This is a genomic window from Collinsella stercoris DSM 13279, from assembly GCF_020735465.1.
Taxonomy (GTDB): domain Bacteria; phylum Actinomycetota; class Coriobacteriia; order Coriobacteriales; family Coriobacteriaceae; genus Collinsella; species Collinsella stercoris.
On the sequence record NZ_CP085935.1, the window covers coordinates 567,524 to 590,974 of the forward strand.

The following is a 23,451-nucleotide window of genomic DNA, read 5'->3' on the forward strand; positions in this document are numbered from 1 at the left end:
GATAAATTACACATGTTGTCTTTCTGTCCTGTGCGAGTACAATGAGTTTGAACGTCATTCGCCGAGGTTGGGTGGTCGCGATGGGACATCGTGCTCAGGCCTATATCCGCTATGCGCCGTTGCTGCTTCTTTGTGTCTTTCCCCACCAAATACTCCTTATCGGTACGACTGATAGCATGACCGGGGTGCTCATCGCTCCCTATGTGTTTGTCCCTGCTCTTGCCTTTCCTATCGGAGCGGGTGTTGTCATTCATATAGGCGAGGAGTTTTTTACTCAAAAGGCATGTCTGAATCTTTATAGGGTGCAACTTGCTTTGTCGGTCGCTTTGATCGCGCTTGGCTGTTTGCATCCCGTTTTGCTCTACCTGCACCGTGCGGGCGAGTTCTTTTATTATCTGTATCCTTTGCAGCAGGCGGTTCTGTTTGTGTCCTACGCGCTGACGCCTTTGCTGCATGTATACGCGGCCCATGCAGAGAGGAACGCGTGCGCGCAGAAGCCCTATCGCGGGCTATCGCGGGGCTGGAAATGCGATTATTGGCTCCGTGCGGTGGCTGATGCGTTTCTCGTCTCGCTTTTTATGACAGGCTGCCTTTTGCTTCCGTTCAGCGCATCCCATCGCATAGGGTTCTGGTTGTCCCTGGTGATTGCGGCGCCTTTACAGCTGACGTTTGGCATACTCGCTGTGGCGAGTCTCGTTCGCACCGGCGGTTCATGGATTGACTCTCGTTTTTGGGCTGTTTGGCCGATGAGGTTCATCGGATCAGTTGTCGCATGGCCTGTGGCAGTCGGTGCGCTTGGTCATGATGTGTACGGGGTCATGACGTGGACTGCGGTGCTTGGTTTTTTCCTTGTTGTATCGAGAGTTTGGTTTCGACGCTCAGTCTTGTCGGGGGATGTCGCTCGTGACGACCCGTGTTCGCAGCTTGATTCGTCTTCTGGACAATATCCCGTCCCTGAAATGGCGCTTCAGCTTCAACGCGCGTTTCCCGATGCGGCGCTTGCCGACAGGGAGAGGCATTGCATCGAGATGGCGCTGGCAGGGATGACTTCCGCCCAAATCGCTGCAGAACTCGGCATCAAGTCCGTCACCGTCCGATCGTATCTTGTGAGGGCTTATCGAAAGCTCGGGGTTTCTGACCTCAAGGCGCTCGCTGGATGCGTACGGGACGTGCGGCAGTCTGTGGGGGAGGAGTCCGATAATCGCTCGCCGGCCTTCATGGGAGGGGAGGGCGAGCGGGCCCACTGTGCTTTTTTGTGCGCGCCTGCCGACCTGCGCAGTTTATTTGCGACGCTGTTGCTCATGGTGGTCCTGAGCGAGCCCGGGTTGTCAAGTGACCTGTTTGCCTTCGCCGTCTCCTGCATGGTTATCGCGGGAGTCACGATGCGCGCGATTGGGACCGGGCTACCGTTTGACCTGAGGGCAAGGCCCGCACGCATTGCCTTTGAGGCGGCGGCGCTCAGCTCCATCGTTTTGTTTGAGCTTCTCGCATCCGGGCTGACGTCCGCGAGCCGCGTGCCGTCGTTCGCCTGCGTAGCCATATCGATGTGCGCGCTGCTGTTCGTTCCATATCTGTTGCATATGGCTCTGTTCGGGGGTGAAGAAAGCCCCGGTCGTGAGCCTGGCGCATGCGCAAAGCTGCTTTTCCCGTACCTACTTTCTGGCACCGTGTTTCTGGTGGTCGTCTCGACGGTGCCAAAAGCGCGGGAGATCGCGTTTTTCACGTTGTTCCTTTTTGTGTGCGTGGACAGAATAGGGATCTGGCGTGCTCTCGCCACGCGGGCGGATACGTACGAGTCGATACCCGGCGACGTTTCGTATCTCCACACGCATCACTTCATTCCGTTCTTCATGGCGGGCGTCGTTGTTGGTGTTTGCGTACAGACGGCTCTGCACATCGGTGCCGAATTGGGCGGAGATGTCATGCTCGCCCTTCCGCTCGCATTGTTGGCTGTGGGGTGCTGCCTGTACCTGCGTCGCCGTGGCTGCGTTGGGGGCTGGCGTGGCGGTGCGGTCGCATTGGGCGCCGTGGCTACGATTGCCGTGGGATACTGGTTTGAGGGCTCTGCGCGGCTCGGAACGGCGTACGTCCTTCTTGTGCTGTGGGCGACGGTTGCCTGCTTCCGCGATTCGCCTTCATGGCGGGCTGCCGTTCATGCCCTTATGTTCGGTGCGGCGGCCGGTGCTTCGATGAGCCTGATGGAATTTGAAGTTCGCTTTGTTATGGTTCGCGCCCTCAGGGGTCTCGATGGCGTCCTGCCTGCCGCCTTCGATATCGAGTTCCGCTCGCTCATCTTGGTCGGGCTTCTCGTCGCGTGCGCTCTTTGCGCGCTCTATGAGCTGAGGACGGCCTCCCTTGAGGATGCGCCGGCCCTGCCTGAGGATGCATTCCAACGGATTTTGAGCTACTGCCATGGAAGGGGTTTGAGCGAGTTACAGGGACTTGTCGTTGCGTATACCGTGTGCGGGGAATCTGCGCGGCAGACGGCTCTGCGCGTGGGATATTCCGTGGGATCCGTCAACTCTGCGCGGCTTGCGGCGTATAAACTGCTGAGGGTTCATACGAGAGATGAACTTCTCGAGCTGGTTCAACGCGAGCTCGGGCTATCCAAGGCGTCCGGCCTTCAATGAAGGGACGTTCCGTGTAGGACATGCAAATCGGGTATAATTCTCAAGTTCGATTCTTCTATAGAAAGGCACGTCATGGCTTCCATCACCACCGCCGACTTCCGCAACGGCATGGGTCTCAAGATCAAGGACAAGTACTACACCATCGTCGAGTTCCAGCACGTCAAGCCTGGTAAGGGCGGTGCCTTCGTCCGCTACAAGACCAAGGACCTCAAGACCGGCCGCGTGGTCGAGAACACCTGCAACGCCGGCTCCAAGTTCGAGAGCGTGCAGCTCATCACCAACGAGATGCAGTACCTCTACAACGACGGCGACAACTACTACTTCATGGACATGACCTCCTACGAGCAGATCGCCGTCCCGGCCGACTTCATCGGCGACAACGCCAAGTGGCTGCGCGAGAACGACAACGCCCAGCTCCTCTACGCCGACACCGAGCTGCTCGGCGTCAACCCGCCCATGTTCATCGAGGCCGAGGTCATCGAGACCGTCCCGGGCGCCAAGGGCAACACCGTCCAGGGTGCCACCAAGCCCGCCACCATCGACACCGGTGCGGTCGTTCAGGTTCCCATGTACCTCAACGAGGGCGAGCGCATCAAGGTCGACACCCGCACCGGCGAGTTCGTCCAGCGCCTCTAATCGCGCCGTATTCGCGAACGCAATCGGACGGCCCGCATACGGGCCGCCCGCAACACGCAAAGGAGTGAGCATGTCGCAAGAGATCACCATCGCCGGCATCGGCATCGCGCCCGAGGTCCTGGCCGTCATCGTCTCCCGTTCCGTCGAGGAGGTCGAGGGCGTCGCCTCCGTGGGCGTCAAGGACCTGGCCACCAACCTCGTGTCCATGTTCTCCGCCAAGTCCACCCAGGTGGGCGAGGACGTCGAGGCCGAGGTCGTCGACGACAAGCTCCGCCTCACCGTGCACCTCACGGTCTTCTTCGGGTATCCGTTCAAGAAGCTCGCCGAGGTCGTGCGCGAGGCCGTGGTCAGCGCCATCGATGCCCAGGTGGGCGTCGAGGTCGAGAGCGTGAACATCTGCATCGACAGCCTCGTTTTCCCCAAGGAGTAGCGCGTGGCATCCCTCAAGGTCAATCGCGGTCGAACCCTCGCCCGCAGCCAGGCACTTCAGATTCTGTTCCAGGCGGAGGTTCGCGGTGAGTCCGTGGGCGACGTCCTGGCCGGCGACTTCACCCTCTCCAAGGGGCCGCTCGCCGATTACGCCATCCAGATCGCGCGCGGCGTGGACGCCAACCGCGAGCGCATCGACTCCGCGCTGCGCGCCGTCTCCGCCAACTGGAGCCTGGAGCGCATGCCCGGCGCCGACCGCAACCTGCTGCGCGCCGCCGTGTACGAGCTCTATTTCCAGGTTGCCGACACGCTCGACGCCGCCGTGGTCATCAACGAGGCGGTCGAGATCGCCAAGGCCTACGGCACCGACGATTCCGCCGGCTTTGTGAACGGCGTGCTCGGGCGCATCGTGCGCGAGCGCCATCTGCCCAGCCTGCAGCACGTGGCCTGTACCGTCACGGCCGATGACTGCGAGGCCGCCTGCGTCGCCGCGCTGTGGTTCGAGATCGACCCCAAGCGCATCGAGGCCGAGCGCGAGGCGGCGCGAGCCGCCGAGGAGTCGCGTGCGCGCTTCGAGGCAGGCGAGTACGGCTTTGAGACCGAGGACCTTGACGAGATGTTCCTCGATCCGTTCGACGCGCCCGCCGGGGAGTAGCGATGGCCGAGGGCACCTTCGACGACATCACGGAGCGCCTGGACGAGATCATCGCCCAGGTGCGCTCCAAGGACACGTCTCTCGAGCGCAGCCTCGATCTGTTCGATGAGGCCATCGAGCTGGGCTCGCGCGCGGTCGATATGGTCGATTCCTTCGAGCTGTCGCCGCGTGAGGCGGATATGCTCGACGAGCAGGAGGCCGCGGCTGCCGCAGCCAAGAGCGGCGACGTTGCGTCCAAGTCGGGCGACGCCGCATTTGAGGTCGCCGGGGCAGCGCCTGAGTCGGGCGCTGCATCTGGGTCCGCTGACGCTGCGGACGCCGGCGTTGTGGCGGTAGGCGGCGCTTAGGGCGGGCCATCCGAGAGGGCAGCTGGCGTCCAACGGGGCGCCGAGGACGTGCAAAGGGGCGTTTCGTGGCACGCGTTCGTCTTGATGATGAATTGATTTCCCAGGGCATCTGCGAGAACCGCGCGGATGCCCTTCGCACGTTGATGGCGGGCCTTGTCTCATCCGGCGGCGAGCGGCTGAGCTCTCCCGGCATGATGGTCAAACCCGGCATTGACCTGCACGTAAAGGGGCACATCCCGTACGTGGGGCGCGGCGGCCTCAAGCTCGCCGGCGCCCTCGATGCGTTCGGCTTGGACCCCGCGGGGCTCACGTGCGTCGACGTGGGGTGCTCCACCGGCGGGTTCACCGATTGCCTGCTCAAGCGCGGCGCCGCGCACGTGGTGTCGGTGGACGTGGGTCGCGCGCAGTTCGACTGGTCGCTGCGCAACGACGATCGCGTGACGCTGCTCGAGCGCACGAATATCGTGGACGTGCCCCCGCTTGGGTACGCCGGTTCGTTCGATGTGGCGGTGTGCGACGTCTCGTTCACGAGCATCCGCACGATTCTGCCCGCGGTGCTCGATCTCCTGTCTGTGGACGGCGCGTTTCTCACATTGGTGAAGCCCCAATTCGAGGCCGCCCCTGGTGAGGTGGGTGAGGGCGGCATCGTGCGCGACCCCGCCGTGCATGCGCGCGTGCTTGCGGATACCGTGCGACTGTTTGCCGCGAGCGGCCTGGCACCGCTCGACATCTGCGCATCACCCATCAAGGGTGCCAAGGGCAACCGCGAGTTCTTCCTCCTCGGCGCCCGCGGCTCGCGCGACGTCGACGCCCTGCTCTGCCACGCGGATGCGCTCGCTGCCCATGTAGAGGCTCTTACCGATAAGGCGGTTCGGCTATGAAGGTCTTCCTCGTACCCAACTACTACAAGCGCGAGGCCGTGGAGAGCGGGCTGCAGCTCGAGCTCTGGCTCTCGCGCCAGGGCTTCGACGTCGTTTGGGCCGCCGACCAGCGCTCGGGTATCGAGTCGACGCCCGATCTGGACGACTGCGGGCTGGTGATCTCGCTCGGCGGTGACGGCACGCTTCTGCGCGCGGCGCGCATCGTCGGCTACCGCGAGATTCCCATCTTGGGACTGTCCTACGGCCATTTGGGCTTTTTGACCGCCGCGAGCCCCGAGGACCGCAATATCTTGGAGGTCGTCGAGGATGCACTTGCCGGCGAGCTCCACGTGAGCCGCCGCGCCACGCTCGACTGTCGCGTGTTCTCAATCGACGAGCAGGGCGCCGAGCGCGTCGAGACGGGTTTCGCCCTGAACGACCTCGCCCTTGCCCGCGGACCGCTGTCCGACATGGTCGAGTTCGACATCACCGTTTCCGACCACCATATCGACCGCCTGCGCGGCGACGGCTTTGTGGTGTCCACCGCCACCGGCTCCACGGGCTACGCACTTTCCGCCGGCGGGCCCATTGTGAGCCCCGAGTTCACGGGCATGGTGTGCGTGCCCATCGCCCCGCACACCATCCAGGCGCGCGCGTTTTTGACCTCGCCCTCCGACGTGATCGAGCTCAAGCTGTCCAAGGACCGCCCCTCGATTCCCGCCATCGCGATCGACGGGCAGTTCCTCGAGGTTGCCGGCGAGGTGGAGCGGGTCGAGGTCCGTCGTGGCGAGGCCGATATCCTGCTGCTCGATTACGGCCCGGAGAGCTTCTACAACTCGGTGAGCCGTGTGTTTTACGGGGTGCGCAATGATCGATGAGATCCATGTCGAGAACGTCGCGCTGATCCAAGAGGCGGACCTTGTGCCCGGAACGGGGCTGACGGTCCTTACGGGCGAGACGGGCGCCGGCAAGACGGCGCTGCTGTCCGCACTCAAGCTTTTAATGGGTGAGCGCGCGGATTCCTCCGCGGTGCGCGAGGGGAGCGAGGGGGCCCTGGTCGAGGGCCGCCTGTTCGCGGGGGCGCACGACGAGCAGGGCTTTGTGGCCCAGCGCCGCGTGGGCCCCGACGGCCGCTCCCGCGCTCGCGTGGATGGTGCCATGGCGAGCGTTCGAGAGCTTTCCGAGCGGGTCAGCCCCCTGATCGACCTGTGCGGCCAGCATGAGCACCAGCGCCTGCTCGACGCATCTTCCCACGTCGACATGGTCGATGCATGGGCGGGCGCGGGCATCGCCGCAGCACTCGAGGCGTATCGCACGGCCCTCGACGCCGCTCAGGAGGCGGCCCGAGAGCTCGCGCGCGTCGAGGAGGCGAGCCGCACGCAGGGGAGTCGCCTTGAGGAGGCCCGCTTTGCCTACGAGCGTATTTGCGACGTTGATCCCAAGCCCGGTGAGTATGAGGAGCTTGAGGAGCGCCTGCCGCGGTTTGAGCATGCCGAGGCGCTTGCGGGCTGTGCGCACGAGGCCGCCGAGGCGCTCTCCGGTGAGGGCGGTTCGCTCGACCCGCTGAACGCGGCGATCTCTGAGCTTTCGCGCATGGGCCGCGTCGACGCCAAGCTCGCGGAGTTCGCCGACGAGCTCACGGGCGCCGCCATCACGCTTGAGGACGCCGCGGCGGAGCTTCGGCGTTATCGCGACTCGGTCGATTTCGATCCCGCGGAGCTCGTGCAGGCGCAGGAGCGCTTTTCGGCGTTCAAGGGGCTGCTGCGCCAGTGGGGCCCGCGCATGGAGGACGTATTCGCCCGCCGCGACGAGGCCGCCGAGCTTTTGAGCTTGGTCGATGACGCCGAGGTGCGTGTGCGTCGAGCGCGCGAGGCGCGCGATGCCGCCGAGAACGCCCTTGCCCGTGCGGCCCGCGACCTCACCAAGCGTCGCAACATGGCAGCACCCCGGTTTTGCCGTGAGGTGGGCAAGCAGATGGCGCGCCTGGAGATGGGCCGCGCCGAGCTGGTGTGGGACAGTCGCGAGCTGCCGCGCGAGCGCTGGACCGCGCAGGGGCCGTGCGCGTGCGAGCTGCTGTATCGCAGCGGCGCCGGACTCACGCCGCGCCCCTTGCGGCGCATCGCGAGCGGCGGCGAGCTCTCGCGCGTGATGCTTGCCGCCAAGGTCGTGCTCGGTGAGTCCGATGCGGTCGATACGCTCGTGTTCGACGAGGTAGACGCCGGAGTGGGCGGTGCTACGGCACGCTCCCTCGCGCAGGTGCTCGCCGATCTGGCGCGCACGCATCAGGTGATCGTCGTGACGCATCTGGCGCAGGTCGCCGTGCAGGGGTCCGTCCACTACGTGGTGCGTCGCAGCGACGACGGCGACATGCCCGAAACACGGCTTGTGCGCGTCGAGGGCTCCGACCGTGTGACCGAGGTCGCGCGCCTGTTGTCCGGCGATGCCTCCGACGAGTCCCTGGCCCACGCACGGCAGCTCCTTTCCGAGGCCGGGCATCTGTAACTGTCTGTCCCGTGAGGATGCATAAGGCTCGGCGCTCGCGCGACCCTGGCTCACGACGAGACGTCGCCGGCGCCTTAAATTCGTGCGGAATCCACGCCGATCCTTATGCATTCTCGCAGGGCTGCGCTTCTGTATTGATGGCCTGTTTCCTGTCAACCGGCCAGATGGGACGAACCTTACCTGTAGATTCCGCACGCAAAGAAGAGCCCGGTGGGCTCTTCGTCTTGCGCGGTACCGCGTTTAACTAATGCTCGGGTGATTATTCAGGGGAATCTCGTTGTGAATGCTCGGTCGTCTTGCCTGACGTCCCACTGGGGTGTGCCGCCTGTGAATTTGCCGTAGATTCCGCACGAGCAGAGGCGCCTGTGGCGCCTCGTCGCGAGTCAGGACTGACCGAGCGGTAAATTCACAGGCGGCACACCCCAGCGGGACTTCCTTTCAGGTAAGATGGTCAACATGAATACTTTTGACACCTCCCACATCCGCAACTTCTCAATCGTTGCGCACATCGACCACGGCAAATCGACGATCTCCGATCGCATCCTCGAGCTCACCCGCACGGTGGAGGAGCGCGACATGGAGTCGCAGCTGCTCGACACCATGGACATCGAGCGCGAGCGCGGCATCACGATCAAGTCGAACGCCGTGCGCGTCATGTACGACGCCGACGACGGCGAGACGTACCAGTTCAACCTCATCGACACGCCTGGCCACGTCGACTTCACCTACGAGGTCTCGCGTTCGCTCGCCGCGTGCGAGGGCGCCGTCCTCGTGGTCGACGCCACGCAGGGCGTCGAGGCCCAGACGGTCTCCAACGCCAGCCTCGCCATGAACGCTGACCTGGACATCGTGCCCGCCATCAACAAAATCGACCTGCCTTCTGCGCATCCGGAGGAGGTCAAGGTCGAGATCGAGGACGAGCTCGCCATCCCGGCCGACGACGCCGTGTGCGTGTCCGGCAAGACGGGCGAGGGCATCCACGACCTGCTCGAGGCCATCGTCTTCCTCGTGAGCCCTCCCAAGGGTGATGCGGACAAGCCGCTCAAGGCACTCATCCTCGACTCGTACTTCGACGAATACCGCGGCGTTGTGGCGACGGTTCGCATCTTCGACGGTCAGGTCAAGAAGGGCGATCACCTGCGCATGATGCAGGGCGGCGAGGAGTTTCTCGTCGACGGCGTCGGCGTGCGCCGTCCCGCCGAGTTTGCCCTCGACGCGCTGGGCGTGGGCGAGGTCGGCTTTGTGGTTACGGGACTCAAGGACCCCGAGGCGGTCCATGTGGGCGACACCCTCACGCTCGTGAACAACCCCTGCGACGCGCCGTGCGAGGGCTATCGCGAGGCCAAGCCCATGGTTTACACGGGCCTGTTCCCCATCGACAACAAGGACTACGAGAACCTGCGCGACGCGCTCGAGAAGCTTCACGTTAACGACCCCTCTCTCATCTGGGAGCCCGAGACCTCCGCGGCGCTCGGCTTCGGCTTCCGCGTCGGTTTCCTCGGCCTGCTGCACATGGAAGTCGTCAAGGAGCGCCTGGAGCGCGAGTTCGATTTGGCGCTCATCGCCACGAGCCCCAGCGTGGACTACCACGTCTACAAGACCGACGGCGAGATGCTCGAGGTCCGCAGCCCGCAGGACCTTCCCGACGTGACGCGCATCGATCACATCGAGGAGCCGTACCTCAAGGCCAAGATCATCACGCCGCCCGAGTACACCGGCGCGGTCATGCAGCTCGCCATCGAGCATCGCGGCGTCACCACCGACATGATTCACCTGTCGCAAAAGTCCGTCGAGATGCACTTCGACATTCCGCTCGCGGAGCTCATCTTGGACTTCTTCGACCAGCTCAAGAGCCGCACCAAAGGCTACGCATCGCTCGATTACGAGTTCTCCGACTACCGCATGAGCGAGCTCGTCAAGCTCGACATCCTGCTTTCGGGCGACGAGGTCGACGCGCTGTCGTTCATCGTGCACAAGGACAAGGCGTACAGCCTCGCGCGCGGCCTGTGTGACAAGCTCAAGGAGATCATCCCGCGGCAGCTGTTCGAGGTGCCCATCCAGGGTGCCATCGGCAACAAGATCATCGCCCGCTCCACCGTCAAGGCGCGCCGCAAGGACGTGCTTGCCAAGTGCTACGGCGGCGACATCTCGCGTAAGCGCAAGCTGCTCGAGAAGCAGAAAGAGGGTAAGAAGCGCATGAAGGCCATCGGCTCCGTCGAGGTGCCGCAGGAGGCGTTCCTGGCTATTTTGAAGGTTGAGGACTAGCTGCCGGCTTTTCCAGGCACCCCGCCTACGGGTTCAATTGTCGGGTGCGGCGCGCTGGGCGTGCGCCCTCCTCTTTCATCCGAAGCTGGGGCACCTGGAAAACCCGGCTTGACCTGACCGAGGCATCTCATTCATTCCGAAAGGCTGACGTTGATCGACCTGCGTGAACAATTTGAGCATCAGCCGTTTTTGATGGCCCCCATGGCCGGCGTGACCGACGCGGCGTACCGTATCATGTGCCGCCGCCGTGGCGCCGAGCTCGCCTATACCGAGATGGTGAGCGTGGCGGGGCTCTCGTACAAGAGCGCCAAGACGTGGGTGCTCGTGGAGCCCGAGCCCGAGGAGCCGCAGATCTGCGTGCAGCTGTTCGGGACCAAGCCCGAGCAGTTCGCGTACGCCGTGGATTCGGTCCAGGAGCGCGTGGGCGACAAGCTCTCGCTCATCGACATCAACATGGCATGCCCCGCTCGCAAGGTCATCACCAAGGGCGAAGGGTCTGCGCTCATGAAGACGCCGGAGCTTGCGGCGTCGTTGGTCGAGGCATCGGTGCGTGAGGCGCGCGTTCCCGTCACCGTGAAGATCCGGCGCGGGTTCGCGGCCGGGGAGAACACGGCGGCCGATTTCGCCGCCCGTATGGAGCAGGCCGGCGCCGCAGCGGTCGCCGTGCACGGGCGCACGGCGAGCCAGCTGTACACCGGGCAAGCCGACTGGTCCACCATAGATGAGGTCGCTGGGCGCGTGAGCGTCCCCGTGATCGGATCGGGTGACGTCTTTTCCGCCGAGGACGCCGCGCGCATGCTTTCGGATACCGCGGCGGACGCCGTGTTCATCGCGCGCGGCACTTACGGCAACCCTTGGGTGTTTGGCGACGCGCGGGCGCTCGCCCTCGAGGGCACCCCGGTTCCGGAGCGGAGCGCCCGCGAGCGCATCGAGGCGTTGCGCGAGCACCTCACCCTTTTGCACGAGACCCAGCCGTTCATGGCCCGCGCCCGCGCTTTTGCCAGCTGGTACCTCAAGGGGCTTCCGCACGCCGCGGCATGGCGCGGCAAGGTGGTGCAATGTACGACCTACGAGGAGTTCATGGCGCTGCTCGACCGGGTCGAGGCCGACGCATGCGCATGTGAGGACGGCGGACAAGCGTGAGGTTCGCGTGCACGTGTGTATGATGCAGGGAAGCCTGCCCTGCGGGTTCCATGCGCGGTGCGATGAATTTGGCCTGTCGGAATGCGGCATGTGGCTTGTCGTCCCGATACGCCTGTGCGGCAGTGGGCTGAGCCGCTGCGCTGCCGTGCTGCCGTGCTGCGCCGGCGCCGTGTTGACTACCGTGATGTCTTGGTGCGCTGCGGCGACGCGCCGGGGCGGGGCGGTGGGCTTTCGGTGTCGCACCGGGGCGGTGCACGGGCTTTCGGCGCGGCGCAGGTGTCGAATACGCGCGAATTCGCCCAGATCGCACCTGGATTTCAAGCGTCTACTCGGCGAGTCGCGATATTGCTTCCCAATACCGAAAGTTTCTTTTCGCGAATCCTGCGTAAACGCCAAACAAACTTTCGGTATTGGGAAGCTTTTTTGGAAGTGCTCGAGTAGACCCATCGTAGTGGGAGGATGCGGCCCGTGAAGTACCGTGCTCTATACCTTCATATTCCGTTTTGCAGGGCCAAGTGCCTCTACTGCGATTTCGACTCGCGCGCGTTGACCGGATGCGCGCTCGAAGATGCGATCGGCGCGTACTGCGAGGGGCTCTCCGCCCAAGTGGATGCCCACGGCAATGCCGGGGAGCTGTCCGAGGTCGAGACGGTCTACGTCGGTGGGGGAACGCCCTCGCTGCTGGGTGATCGCCTGGTTGGGCTGGTCGATCGCGTGCGCGCGTATTGCGAGCCCGTCGAGTTCACCTGCGAGGCGAATCCCGAGTCGTTCACGCTCGACCTGGCGCAGGCCCTGCGCGCTGCGGGCGTGACGCGCATCTCGCTGGGCGTCCAGTCACTCAACGCCAGCGAGCTCAAGGCGATAGGCCGTGTTCATTCCGCTGAGCAGGCGATGTTCGCAATCGCCCAGGCAAAAGCGGCGGGCTTTTCCACCTCATGCGATGTGATGTGCGGTCTTCCCGGGCAGACGCTCGACACCTTCGCCGAGACGTTGCGATCTCTCGTCACGCTGAATCCTGACCATGTGTCGGTGTATCCGCTCCAGCTTGAGGATGGCACACCTCTTGCGCGCATGGAGGAGGCGGGAGAGACGGAGGTCCCGGACGAGGATTTCCAAGCGCAGTGCATGGATCTGGCCGCTGAGGTGCTCAAAGAGGCCGGCTATGAGCGCTATGAGGTGGCGAGCTACGCCAAGCCCGGTCACCGATGCCGACACAATATCGCCTACTGGACGGGTAAGTCCTATCTGGGGCTCGGTCGCTCCGCCGCAAGCATGCTCGATGTGTGTAAGGGCGAGTGCAGGGAGGCGCGCTTCATTGCATGCCCTGACGTGCAGAAGGGCGAAGCCTCGTGGACGAGGGGGGAGGCCCTGTCGCCGAAGGAAGAGGATCTGTCGTCACGCTCTGATGCGCGGAGAGGTGAGAGTCTGTCGTCGTGTCCTGACGAGCGGAATGGGGAGAGCTTGTCAGCGAGAGAGAAGGGCTTGTTACTGAGAGAAGAGGGCCTGCTATCGAAAGGGAAGGCCTTGCCGCCGATTGATGAGGATCTGTCGATGGACGGCCTCACCAGCATACGGGTTTCATCGGATGTCGCGCGAATCCGGTTCAAGCAGCTTGACGATGCGGGCGGGCAGTTTGAAACGGAGGAGCTTTCCGTCCGCGAGGCTACGGCCGAGGACCTCATGCTCGCGTGCCGCATGACGGACGGGATTTCCGCCGATCTGCTCGCGCGAGCTACGGGGATCATCCCTGATGACGAGCTCTCCATTGCATGTCAGCAGGCTGTCGAAAAGGGCCTTGCCGTATGGGATGGCGGCACCTTAAGACCCACACATCTCGGGTGGCTCGAGGGCAACGAGCTCTTCGGCATCTTTTGGAATCTCGCCTACGAGTCTTAAGGAGTGCTTCAGCTAAAAAGCGCGGCGCGATGCGCGTGACTCTGCAGCGTCCGTTGGCATCCTTCCGACCACAAGTGATCACGTAATTGCGATATGGAGAATCGCGCCGACGCCCTTGCGCCGCGCCGGCTGTTGCGGCATGCTTTCCACATCAAATGAGAGGAGGGCCCCATGCCCGGTAAACGCGAAGACGTCATCAGCTGGGACGAGTTTTTCATGCGCGCGGCCGTTGCGGCGAGCTTGCGCAGCAAAGACCCCAACACGCAGGTCGGCGCCTGCATCGCCGACACGAACAACCGCATCCTCTCGGTGGGCTACAACGGCACGCCCTCTGCGCTCAACGACGACGATTTTCCGTGGGGCACGGCGGACGACCCGCTGCACGACAAGCACAACTACGTCATCCATGCCGAGGCCAACGCGATTCTCAACTACCGGGGCTCCCTCAAGGACATGGCCGGAGCCACCGTTTACGTGACGCTCTTCCCGTGCCATGAGTGCGCCAAGACCCTGGTGCAGGCGGGGATCGGCGAGGTCGTCTATCTCGACGACAAGTATTGCGGTACCGAGGACAACCTCATTTCCAAGAACATCCTGGACCGTTGCGGTGTAACGTATCGTCAGGTGAGCCTCGACGCCTAAGGCGCGTGGCAAGACGCGCGTTCGGCGAGGAGCCTGCACATACTTCAAAGTGGCGTGCGCATTCGCCTCGAAGCGACAGGCTCTTGTGTCATCGAAGTGCGCTGTGTCACCGCTGCGTGCTGCGCCGTTCCCACGCGCCATCGACGTTCGCCGTGCTGTTGTCACACGCCGTGTTGTGGCTGCACGCCTATCGCCGCAGTGTGCCACGCCGACGCCCCGCTCCGTGTCATCGCTGCGTGCTGCGCGATCGCCATGCGCCGCCCTGCCGCCACGCTCCGCGTCATCGCCGCGTGCCATGTGTAAATTGAACCCTCCCTCTTTTACGCATGGCTCGAATTGCGGGTCGGGATATAATGTCTCCCACTCAACGCAACCCATGAACAGGGGAGTTTTTGCCATATGGCAGGAATGAACGATAAAGACTACTACGCCATTTTGGGCGTCGACAAGGACGCGTCCGCCAAGGACATCCAAAAGGCCTTCCAGCAAAAAGCCCGCAAGCTGCATCCCGATGTCAATAAGGAACCCGACGCCGAGGAGCGGTTCAAGGAGGTCTCCGAGGCCTACGCGGTGCTCTCCGACGAGCAGAAGCGCGCCCGCTACGACGCCATGCGCTCGGGCAACCCCTTTGGCGCGGCGGGCTCCCCGTCTGCCGGAGGCTATCCCGGAGGGTACCAGGGTGGGTATGGCGGCTTTGGCGGCTTCGGTTTCCCGTTTGGCGGCATGGGAGGCGTGGGCGGCTTTGGCGCCCAGCGCCGCCGCGGCGCCTCCGCGTACAACCCCTCGACCGGCGCGGACGTCGTCGTCGAGGTCAAGCTCTCGCGCGAGCAGGCGAGGGACGGCGCCAAGGTGGCCGTCAAGTACCCGCGCTACGAGGCCTGCGACAACTGCCGTGGCTCCGGTTCCGTGGCGTCCGAGCATCACCGCGCCTGCCCGACCTGCGGGGGCACCGGATCCATCGCCGTCGACCTCGGCATGTTCGGCATGGGCCAGGCACGCATGGTCTGCCCCGAGTGCGGGGGCTCGGGCAAGGTCGTGGCAGATCCCTGCCCCGTCTGCGGGGGAGAGGGCCGCACGCGCGTGCAGGCCGAGGCGGTGGTCGAGTTCCCGGCGGGCACGCACGACGGCGACCTCATCCGTATGAAGGCCCGCGGCAACGCCGGCACCAACGGCGGCGAGACCGGCGACTTGGTGGGTCGCGCGCACGTGGCGGCCGAGCGTCTCGAGGGTCGCGCCCAGAGCGGGTTCTACCTGCTTGGCATGGTCGTTCCGTTCCTGGTGCTCTCGGCCTTCTCCGGCACGTTCTCGATGTTCCTCATGCTGTGCATCATCCCGCTGGTCATGGGCGTCTTCATGATCGCAACGGACGACGTGCTGCATCGAAGCGCGCTGTGGTGGAAGCGCGGCTTGCGGGTGCTTGCCAACGGAGCGACGAACGGCCTGTTCTTCGCGCTCATCGTCGTGTGGTTCTCCAGCTGCACGCAGGCGATTTTCCTGGCGCCCTTCAGGTACATGTAGCGGCAGGGCCCTGCGAGGGCGGCCCGCGCGAGGGCGCCCCTGTGCGCCGGCGGCCCTGTGCGGGTGGCCTTGCGCGCCAACGCGGCAACGCGACCACGCGGCGAACGCGTGTGGAGCGCGCCGGCGTACGTGTGAACGCGCGCGACTTTGGGTAGAACGAACAGCGCCGGTCCAAGCGCATGCCGGGTCTTGGCAACGCGCTCCGGACGCGGCGTCTACGAACCAGAGCGGTCGAGGCGTCGACCGCGGACAAGGGCGGAACACCCCGCCCCAAGCAGAGAGACATTCAGTGGGGGAGGATCCACAAGGTGGCGGACAAGAGGGATTACTACGAGGTGCTGGGCGTCGAGCGCGACGCCACGGCCGATCAGATCAAGCGCGCGTTTCGAAAGAAGGCGGTCAAGCTCCATCCCGACCATAACGACGCTTCGGACGCCAACGAGCAGTTCGCCGAGCTGAACGAGGCCTACTCCGTCCTCTCCGACGACCAAAAGCGCGCCATGTACGATCGGTACGGCACGGTGGACGGCATGCCCGGCGGCTCGGGGTACGTCGATTTTTCCGACATCTTCGGCGGCATGGGCGTCGATGACATCTTCTCGTCCATCTTCGGCGGGGGCGCGGCCGGCGGCTCCAGCCCGCGCGACCGGGCGCGCCGCCGCGCGGGGCGCGACATGGCCATATCGCTCTCCATCTCGCTCGAGGAGGCGGCGACGGGCTGCAAAAAGACCATCTCCTACGACCGCCTGGCCCCCTGCGAGGATTGCGCCGGCTCCGGCATGGGCGAGGGCGGCCAGGAGAAGACCTGCCCGCGCTGCAACGGCACGGGCTACGTGACGACCGTCCAGCGCTCCATCTTCGGTCAGATGCAGTCGAGCTCCCCGTGCCCCGATTGCGGCGGCGAGGGAACGGTCGTCGATACGCCCTGCTCGCACTGCGGCGGCGAGGGTCGCGTGCGCACGCACGAGCGCCTGGACGTCGAGGTCCCGGCCGGCGTGGCCACCGGGCGCCAGCTGCGCCTGCACGGATACGGCGAGGCAGGTTACCGGGGCGCGGCATCGGGCGACCTGATCGTCACCATCCAGGTCGACGCGCACGAGCGCTTCGAGCGCCACGGCGACGACCTGGTGTGCGACGTCCATGTTGGCATCGCCGAGGCCGCGCTCGGCTGCGTGGTCGAGGTCGAGGGCATCCTGCCCGACGAGAAGTTCGAGCTCGAGGTTCCCGCCGGCACGCAATACGGCAGCGCCCTGACGGTGGACGGCCACGGCATGCCGCGCTTGGGCGGGGGAGGCTCTCGCGGCCGCTTTGTCGCGCGCGTCGTGGTGGACGTCCCCGCGCGCCTGTCCGCGGAGGCCCGCGAGGCGCTCGAGCGCTACGCCGAGGCCGCGGGCGAGCACGCGGCCGGCACCGCCAAAAAACGCACCATGGGTGATCGCATCCGCGACGCCATCGACGACATCCTCGACTAGAACGGAACCGCATGACGCGTCCTTTCGCCTGCGTGGTTAACCTGGGATGCCGGGTGAATCGCGTCGAATCCGATCGCATCACGTCCGACCTCGCCTCCGCGGGCTTCGCGCTCGTTGACCAAGACGAGGCCGACCTGGTCGTCATCAACACCTGCGCCGTCACGGGCGAGGCCGAGTCGAAGACCCGCAAGGCGGTGCGCCACGCGCTCGGGCTGCCCCGCGAGCCTCTCGTGGTGGTGACCGGCTGCGTGGTCAACCTGCACCCCGGCGCGCTCACGGAGCTCTCGCCGCGCGTGATCGCCGAGCCCTCCAAGATCGACGTGGCCCGCACCGCGGCGCGTGCGGCGGGCCTGCCGCCGCGGAGCGCGGGCGCCTCGGGCGAGGGCCACGACCTTGCGGATCTGCTGGGCCGTTCCCGTTTGGGGATCAAGGTCCAGGACGGGTGCAACAACCGCTGCTCCTACTGCATCGTGTGGAAGGCGCGCGGGCCCGAGCGTTCGGTGCCCGTCGAGGCGGTGCTCGATCAGGTCCGCGAGGCCGAGCGCGCCGGTATCCCCGAGGTCGTGCTCACGGGGGTCAACCTGGGCGCGTACGACGGCGTCGACGCGCGCGATGCTCACGTGGAGATCGACGAGCTGCTCAATATCATCCTGCGCGAGACGGACATCCCGCAGGTGCGCCTGTCGTCCCTCGAGCCCATGGATGTGGACGAGCGCCTCATCGACGCGATGGTCGCCGGCGGCCCGCGCGTCGCCCCGTTCCTGCACCTGCCGCTCCAGTCCGGCTGCAGTGCTACGCTCGAGCGCATGAACCGCCCCTACACCGCGGAGCAATACGAGGCGACGGTCGCCATGATCCGCGCCAAGCTCCCGGCCGCTTCCATCTCGTGCGACATCATCGCGGGCTTTCCCGGCGAGACGGACGACGAGTTCGCCCAGAGCCTGGCGCTGTGCGAGCGCGTGGGCTTTAGCCGCATGCACGTGTTCCGCTATAGCGCCCGCCCGGGGACGCCCGCCGCGGAGGCGGCCGACCAGGTGCCGCCCGAGGTCATGGCGGAGCGCGCGAGCGAGCTGCGCGCCGTCGCCGAGCGCTGCGCCCAGGCCGACGCCGCCGCGCGCGTGGGCTCTGTCGAGAACGTCGTGCTGGAGTACGGCAACCGGGGCACCCTGGGCAGCTTTCACCGCGTGATCGTGGACGACGCGCCTCAGGACCGCACGGGTTCGCTCGTGCGTGTGCGCATCGACGCCATGGACGACCGCGGCATCCTTCACGCCCATGTTGCGCCATCTGACCCCAACGAGCTCGCCGCCGCCGGCGATGACGTGCCTGTGGGGAAGGGAGGGCGCTCATGACCGCGCCCGCTTCGGATATCGCGAAGGTTCGCCTGCCCATCCCGCAGGGCGTCGACGTCGCGCGCATCACCGGTCCCGCCGACGCCCTGTTCCGCGCGGCGGAGCGCCGGTGCGAGGCGAGTGTGACGCTGAGGGGCGGCGCCGTGGTCCTCAGCGGCCCCGTGGGCGAGGTCGACCTGCTCACGCGCCTGTTCACCCATGTCATCCAAGCCGCGGGCACCGGCATCTCCCTCACGCCCGACGACGTGGACCGCGCCATCGACGGCCTGCGCCAGGAGGACCTGCACGCCACCGGTCCGCGCGACGATGTCCTGCTGAGTTATCGCGGCAAGGTCATCCGCCCCAAGACGCCCGGCCAGCAGCGCTACATCGATGCCATCCGCGAGCACACGGTCACGTTTTGCACCGGTCCCGCGGGAACGGGCAAGACCTACCTGGCCATGGCCATGGCCGTGAGCGCCCTGCAGCGCCACGACGTGGGCCGCATCGTCCTCACGCGCCCGGTGGTCGAGGCGGGTGAGAACTTGGGCTTTTTGCCCGGAACGCTCGAAGAGAAGGTCGATCCGTACGTGCGCCCGCTCTACGACGCCCTGTTCGACATGATGGACGCCGAGCGCGCTCACGAGCTCGTGGAGCGCGGCGTGGTGGAGATCGCGCCGCTCGCCTACATGCGCGGCCGCACGCTCAACGACGCCTTCGTCATCCTGGATGAGGCGCAAAACACCACGCCCGAGCAGATGAAGATGTTCCTCACGCGCTTGGGGTTCAACTCCACGTTCGTCATCACCGGCGACGCGACGCAGCGCGACCTGCCGGGAAAACGCGGCGGCCTGGTCGATGCGCAGGAGATCTTGAGCGGCGTGGACGGCATCGCGTTCGTGGAGCTTGCGCGTGCCGATGTGGTGCGCCACCGCCTGGTTGGTAAAATCGTGGAAGCCTACGAGCTGTTTGAAGCGGGGCGTGAGGCGGGCGCGCACGAGGGCCCCGCCCGCGCCAAGGCCGGAAAGGAGGGGCGCCATGTCCGTGCTCATCAGTAACGACGCCGAGCTGCCCACGCTCATCGAGGAGGACGAGGTGCGTGCCATAGCGGCGCACGTCCTGGCGTCCGAGGGCGTCGCGCGCGAGGTCGAGATCTCGCTCTCCTATGTCGACGAGGACGAGATGCACGAGCTCAACCGCGAATGGCGCGGCATCGACCGCACCACCGACGTTCTGTCCTTCGAGTGCGACTCGGCGTTTGACGAGGACATCCCCGTGGATGAGATCGTTGAGCTGGGCGACGTCATCTTGGCGCCCGAGGTGATCGCCCGCCAGGCGCCCGGTTTTGGCAACAGCGCCGCGGACGAGTGCCGCCTCATGCTCGTGCACGGCCTGCTGCACCTGCTGGGGTACGACCACATCGAGGACGACGAGGCCGAGGTCATGGAGGCGCGCGAGGACGCCTTGCTGCGCGAGCTCGCCGTCATGCGCGGCGAGGACCCCAGCCGCATCGAGGTCGGCCCCATCACCAACCACGCGCACGATTAGGAGGCGCCATGATTCCGGGTTCGCAGAAGGACCATCCGTCCTTCATCAGGTCGTTCGGCTATGCCATCGAGGGTTTTGTGACCGCCGTCAAGACGGAGCGCAACATCAAGCTCATGCTCGTGGCCGGTGTGCTCACGGTCGTGGCGGGGCTGGTCGCCCAGCTCGAGATGATCAGCTGGGCCCTCATCGCCATCTGCATCGGCCTCGTGATTTTTGCCGAGCTGTGCAACACCGCCATGGAGGCGATCGTCGACCTTGCCACACAGGAGCTGCACCCGCTGGCCAAGCGCGCCAAGGACATCGCCGCCGCCAGCGTGTACGTGCTGTCCATCACCGCCGCGATCGTGGGCATCCTGGTGTTCGCCCACGCCTTCGGCCTGGTGGGCTCCTGGCACTAGGCGCGCCCACGGACCGGGCGTGACTTGGCGCTAGGCGCGGCCTGGGACCGGGTGGGCCTTGGGACTAGGCACGCCCTGGGACCGGGCGTGCCCTGGGGCAGGTGCGCGAAAGGCCGACGGGGCCGTTTGCGCATCCCGGCGCGCCCGGCGATCTTGATGCGTGAGTCGATCCCGGCGCTCAGAACCAGCCTACTTCCCATGCGCGTGCACAACCTTGATGTGCGGTGCAAACCCGTCTTCTTTGCGCAAAACGAGACCATCTCCACGCGCCGCGCGAACCCGTTTCCCCCTGCACTAACGAGCCTGTCCTCTACGCGTAGAGCGGGCCGCATCCCTACACACCATCGCCCTCAAAGGAGCAGCCATGACCGATTTCGACCCGTTTGCCGACCTGTCCGACGATGAGCTCGACGCCATGCTCGAGGAGGGCTCCTTAGCCGAGGGCGCCGGCCTTCCCGCCATGTCCTGCGGCACGGACGTGCCCGAGGGCTTCCACTCCGGCTTCGTCGCCCTGGTGGGCCGTCCCAACGCGGGCAAGTCCACGCTTCTGAACGCCTGCTACGGTGAGAAGGTGGCCATCACTTCGCCGGTGGCCCAGACCACGCGCCGCCGTCTGCGCGCCGTGGTCAACCGCGAGGGCTGCCAGCTCGTGATCGTGGACACGCCCGGCATCCACAAGCCCAAGGACGGTCTGGGCTCCGAGCTCAACAAGAGCGCTCTGGGCGAGCTCGCCGACGTGGACGTGATCGCCTTCGTGATCGATGCGAGCGCCCCCATCGGTCGCGGCGACGCCTGGGTCGCCGAGCGCGTGGCTGCCGCCAAGGCACCCAAGGTGCTCGCCCTTACCAAGGCGGACCTGGCCGGTCCCGAGCAGATGCTCAAGCAGCTCGAGGCGGCGCGCGCCTTGGTGGACTTCGATGACGAGATCGTGGTCTCCTCCACGGAGGGCTTCAACGTCGAGGCGTTCGTGGACGTGGTGGCCGGCTTTTTGCCCGAGGGCCCGCGTTGGTTCCCCGAGGGCATGGGCACCGACGAGGCCGATGAGGTCATGGTCGCCGAGTTCGTGCGCGAGAAGGTCCTGCTGCGCACGCGCGAGGAGATCCCCCATGCCGTCGGCGTGATCTGCGATGAGTTCGAGCGCCCCAAGCGCGATCTGCTGCGCCTGCACGCCACGGTGTACGTCGAGCGCGAGGGGCAGAAGGGCATCCTCGTGGGCAAGGGCGGCGAGATGATCAAGCGCATCGGCATCGAGGCGCGCCGCGACCTTGAGCGCATGTTCGGTTGTCGCGTGTTCTTGGGGCTCGACGTCAAGGTGAAGCCTCATTGGCGCGAGGACGCGCGCGAGATTCGTCGTTTTGGCTATGCGGCCGATGACGAATAGCAGCTCCTTCTGGGCGTCTCGCCATATACGTCGCCTGCTCGGACAATCCTGCTCGCTCGAAGGCCCCACCGGGGCCTTCGGCTCGTGCGGAACTCGCATTCGACGTATATGGCGAGACGCTGCGAGGGGGAGCGCCGATTCGCAGGTATGCTCGCCTTCGGCTCGTGCGGAACTCGCATTCGACGATATACGCCGTCCTGCGGTGATGACGAGCTCATCAAAGGGCTCTTGTTCGATAGCGGTTCGCCATGGCAGGTAGCCGCACGTTTCGCACGAAGGCCATCGTGCTCGATAAGACCAAGCTCAAGGAGACGGACCTCATTCTCACGCTGGTGGGGGAGTCGGGGCGGCAGATCCGCGCCGTTGCCAAGGGGGCGCGCAAGCCGGGCAGCCGCTTGGCGGCGCGCTGCGAGCTCTGCTGCGAAGTCGACGTGCTTTTTGCTCATGGACGGAACCTGGATATCGTCTCGCAGGCGGATCTCATAGCCTCCCCGCTGGGTGCGCAGCCGAGCTATGAGCTGCTGACTGCGGCCAGCGCCGTGGCCGAAGTTGCGGAAACATGCACCTACGAGGACGCCGAGGATCCCTTTGTGTACGCCATCACGCGGGCCGTTCTCGCGCATCTCGCGGCGGCTGGGGCGGATACGCCCGTCGAGGGCCCCGCGCATCTTGACCTACTGGTCGCGGCGTACATATTCAAGCTGCTGAGCCACGTGGGGTATCGGCCCGACTATTCCGCCTGCGTCGCGTGCGGAGACCCGTCCCCGGGGTATTTCTCCGCCCAGGCGGGCGGCCTGCTGTGCGCCAGTTGCGCCTCGGGCGTGCCGGGTTGCGAGCCGGTCGACGCCAATATGGTCCGTTGGCTCGAGGGACTTGTTTCGATGCGCTTTTCCGAGCTCGCCATCGCTCCCATTGATTCCCATACCGCGGCGCACGTGCTGGGCCTGGCGCACCTGTGGGCTGCGACGCACCTGGAGTGCCGCCTGCGCGCGTTGGAGTTTCTGTTGGGGCGATAAGTCATGGGGGGGGGGTGCTCTTCATGGCTTTGGTATGATGAGCCATAGTTTTGCTATCATAATGTGTTGGATTATTGTCAGCACTTCACTTTGGAGTCGTCGAGAGCGTAAAGGATTAGTGCCGAATGACCTTACTCGAGCTAATTAATCTGATGAAAAAGCAGCTCAGGCTCATGATCTTTCTGCCTGTTGCATGCGCGGTCGTGGTGGGTGCGTACGCATTTCTGGGCATGCCGAACACGTATCTGGCCACCACGAGCCTGTACGTGCTGACCGGGCAAAGCGATTCGAGTTCCAATCTCTCCACGGATCTTTCTGCTTCGCAGCTTGTCGCCAACGATGTCACCTCGCTTCTTAAATCGAGCCGTGTCCAGAAGCAGGTTAAGGAGGAGCTCGGCCTCAAGGATCTTTCCGACTACGACATTTCGGTCGAGAGCACCACGACGTCTCGCATCATCGAGGTCAGCGTAAGTGGCACCGATCCTGAGAAGGCGGCTGCCATCGCCAACGCCATGGCCGAGAACACCGCGGAGGTGTCCAGCGAGGTCATGGGCGTCGACGCCGTGAACATCGTCGACCCCGCCGTGGCGCCTACGTCCCCCAGCGGCCCGTCCCGCATGCTCTACATCGCCGTTGCCGCCATGGGCGGTCTGTTCCTGGCTGTCGCCATCGTTGTGGTGAGCGACATGATGAACACCCGCATTCGCTCCGCCGAGGACGTCGAGGAGCTCATCGACGTTCCGGTTATCGGCCGTATCCCCCTAGTGAAGAGTGGTAACTAA

At 65.2% G+C, this 23,451-nt stretch carries 21 protein-coding genes; all 21 read left to right on the forward strand.

Features of this window, described 5'->3' with window-relative positions:
• Positions 1-41 precede the first annotated feature (41 nt).
• The 21 genes from LK434_RS02455 (at position 42) to LK434_RS02555 (ending at position 23,451) form a co-directional block, all read left to right on the forward strand.
• Entirely contained in the window at positions 42-2,630 is a 2,589-nt protein-coding gene (locus LK434_RS02455) for a helix-turn-helix transcriptional regulator (RefSeq protein ID WP_006721428.1), read from the forward strand.
• 72 nt (positions 2,631-2,702) lie between these two features.
• Positions 2,703-3,266 carry an elongation factor P gene (gene efp / locus LK434_RS02460; RefSeq protein ID WP_006721427.1) on the forward strand — a complete coding sequence of 188 codons (564 nt, stop codon included), beginning with the start codon at positions 2,703-2,705 and terminating at the stop codon, positions 3,264-3,266.
• A gap of 70 nt (positions 3,267-3,336) precedes the next feature.
• Positions 3,337-3,696, forward strand: a complete 360-nt coding sequence (locus tag LK434_RS02465) for an Asp23/Gls24 family envelope stress response protein (RefSeq protein WP_006721426.1) — start codon at positions 3,337-3,339, stop codon at positions 3,694-3,696.
• A gap of 3 nt (positions 3,697-3,699) precedes the next feature.
• Positions 3,700-4,350, forward strand: a complete 651-nt coding sequence (gene nusB / locus LK434_RS02470; protein ID WP_006721425.1) for a transcription antitermination factor NusB — start codon at positions 3,700-3,702, stop codon at positions 4,348-4,350.
• 2 nt (positions 4,351-4,352) lie between these two features.
• Complete coding sequence (locus LK434_RS02475; RefSeq protein ID WP_006721424.1) at positions 4,353-4,697, forward strand: exodeoxyribonuclease VII small subunit; 345 nt, start codon at positions 4,353-4,355, stop codon at positions 4,695-4,697.
• A gap of 65 nt (positions 4,698-4,762) precedes the next feature.
• Positions 4,763-5,578: a TlyA family RNA methyltransferase gene (locus LK434_RS02480; protein ID WP_040361312.1), complete on the forward strand. Its 816-nt coding sequence runs from the start codon at positions 4,763-4,765 to the stop codon at positions 5,576-5,578.
• A complete protein-coding gene (locus LK434_RS02485; RefSeq protein WP_006721422.1) occupies positions 5,575-6,435 on the forward strand; it encodes an NAD(+)/NADH kinase in 861 nt (286 codons plus the stop codon). Before LK434_RS02480 ends, LK434_RS02485 begins: the two co-directional genes overlap by 4 nt.
• Positions 6,425-8,059 carry a DNA repair protein RecN gene (recN, locus tag LK434_RS02490; protein ID WP_006721421.1) on the forward strand — a complete coding sequence of 545 codons (1,635 nt, stop codon included), beginning with the start codon at positions 6,425-6,427 and terminating at the stop codon, positions 8,057-8,059. Before LK434_RS02485 ends, recN begins: the two co-directional genes overlap by 11 nt.
• 456 nt (positions 8,060-8,515) lie before the next feature.
• Positions 8,516-10,324: a translation elongation factor 4 gene (gene lepA / locus LK434_RS02495; RefSeq protein ID WP_040361563.1), complete on the forward strand. Its 1,809-nt coding sequence runs from the start codon at positions 8,516-8,518 to the stop codon at positions 10,322-10,324.
• A gap of 192 nt (positions 10,325-10,516) precedes the next feature.
• Positions 10,517-11,467, forward strand: coding sequence for a tRNA dihydrouridine synthase DusB (gene dusB, locus LK434_RS02500; RefSeq protein WP_050755000.1), 951 nt, complete (start codon positions 10,517-10,519; stop codon positions 11,465-11,467).
• Between the two features lie 459 nt (positions 11,468-11,926).
• On the forward strand, positions 11,927-13,363 hold the full coding sequence (gene hemW, locus LK434_RS02505; protein WP_006721417.1) for a radical SAM family heme chaperone HemW: 1,437 nt from the start codon (positions 11,927-11,929) through the stop codon (positions 13,361-13,363).
• A gap of 171 nt (positions 13,364-13,534) precedes the next feature.
• Positions 13,535-14,005 (forward strand): deoxycytidylate deaminase, encoded by a 471-nt coding sequence (locus tag LK434_RS02510; protein ID WP_006721415.1) that lies wholly within the window; start codon positions 13,535-13,537, stop codon positions 14,003-14,005.
• A gap of 399 nt (positions 14,006-14,404) precedes the next feature.
• The gene (locus LK434_RS02515) at positions 14,405-15,523 is read left to right on the forward strand and encodes a DnaJ domain-containing protein (RefSeq protein WP_040361309.1); all 1,119 of its coding nucleotides are present in this window, start codon (positions 14,405-14,407) and stop codon (positions 15,521-15,523) included.
• Between the two features lie 308 nt (positions 15,524-15,831).
• Positions 15,832-16,995, forward strand: a complete 1,164-nt coding sequence (gene dnaJ / locus LK434_RS02520) for a molecular chaperone DnaJ (RefSeq protein WP_227917812.1) — start codon at positions 15,832-15,834, stop codon at positions 16,993-16,995.
• An 11-nt stretch (positions 16,996-17,006) separates the two neighbouring features.
• A complete protein-coding gene (locus LK434_RS02525) occupies positions 17,007-18,347 on the forward strand; it encodes a MiaB/RimO family radical SAM methylthiotransferase (protein ID WP_227917813.1) in 1,341 nt (446 codons plus the stop codon).
• A complete protein-coding gene (locus LK434_RS02530) occupies positions 18,344-19,384 on the forward strand; it encodes a PhoH family protein (RefSeq protein WP_006721412.1) in 1,041 nt (346 codons plus the stop codon). Before LK434_RS02525 ends, LK434_RS02530 begins: the two co-directional genes overlap by 4 nt.
• On the forward strand, positions 19,365-19,874 hold the full coding sequence (gene ybeY / locus LK434_RS02535) for an rRNA maturation RNase YbeY (RefSeq protein WP_006721411.1): 510 nt from the start codon (positions 19,365-19,367) through the stop codon (positions 19,872-19,874). The genes LK434_RS02530 and ybeY overlap by 20 nt, the downstream gene beginning before the upstream one ends.
• A gap of 8 nt (positions 19,875-19,882) precedes the next feature.
• Positions 19,883-20,272, forward strand: a complete 390-nt coding sequence (locus tag LK434_RS02540; protein ID WP_006721410.1) for a diacylglycerol kinase family protein — start codon at positions 19,883-19,885, stop codon at positions 20,270-20,272.
• Between the two features lie 364 nt (positions 20,273-20,636).
• The gene (gene era, locus LK434_RS02545; protein WP_006721409.1) at positions 20,637-21,653 is read left to right on the forward strand and encodes a GTPase Era; all 1,017 of its coding nucleotides are present in this window, start codon (positions 20,637-20,639) and stop codon (positions 21,651-21,653) included.
• Positions 21,654-21,901: 248 nt separating this feature from the next.
• The gene (recO, locus tag LK434_RS02550; protein ID WP_006721407.1) at positions 21,902-22,669 is read left to right on the forward strand and encodes a DNA repair protein RecO; all 768 of its coding nucleotides are present in this window, start codon (positions 21,902-21,904) and stop codon (positions 22,667-22,669) included.
• A 125-nt stretch (positions 22,670-22,794) separates the two neighbouring features.
• Positions 22,795-23,451, forward strand: a complete 657-nt coding sequence (locus LK434_RS02555) for a YveK family protein (protein WP_006721406.1) — start codon at positions 22,795-22,797, stop codon at positions 23,449-23,451.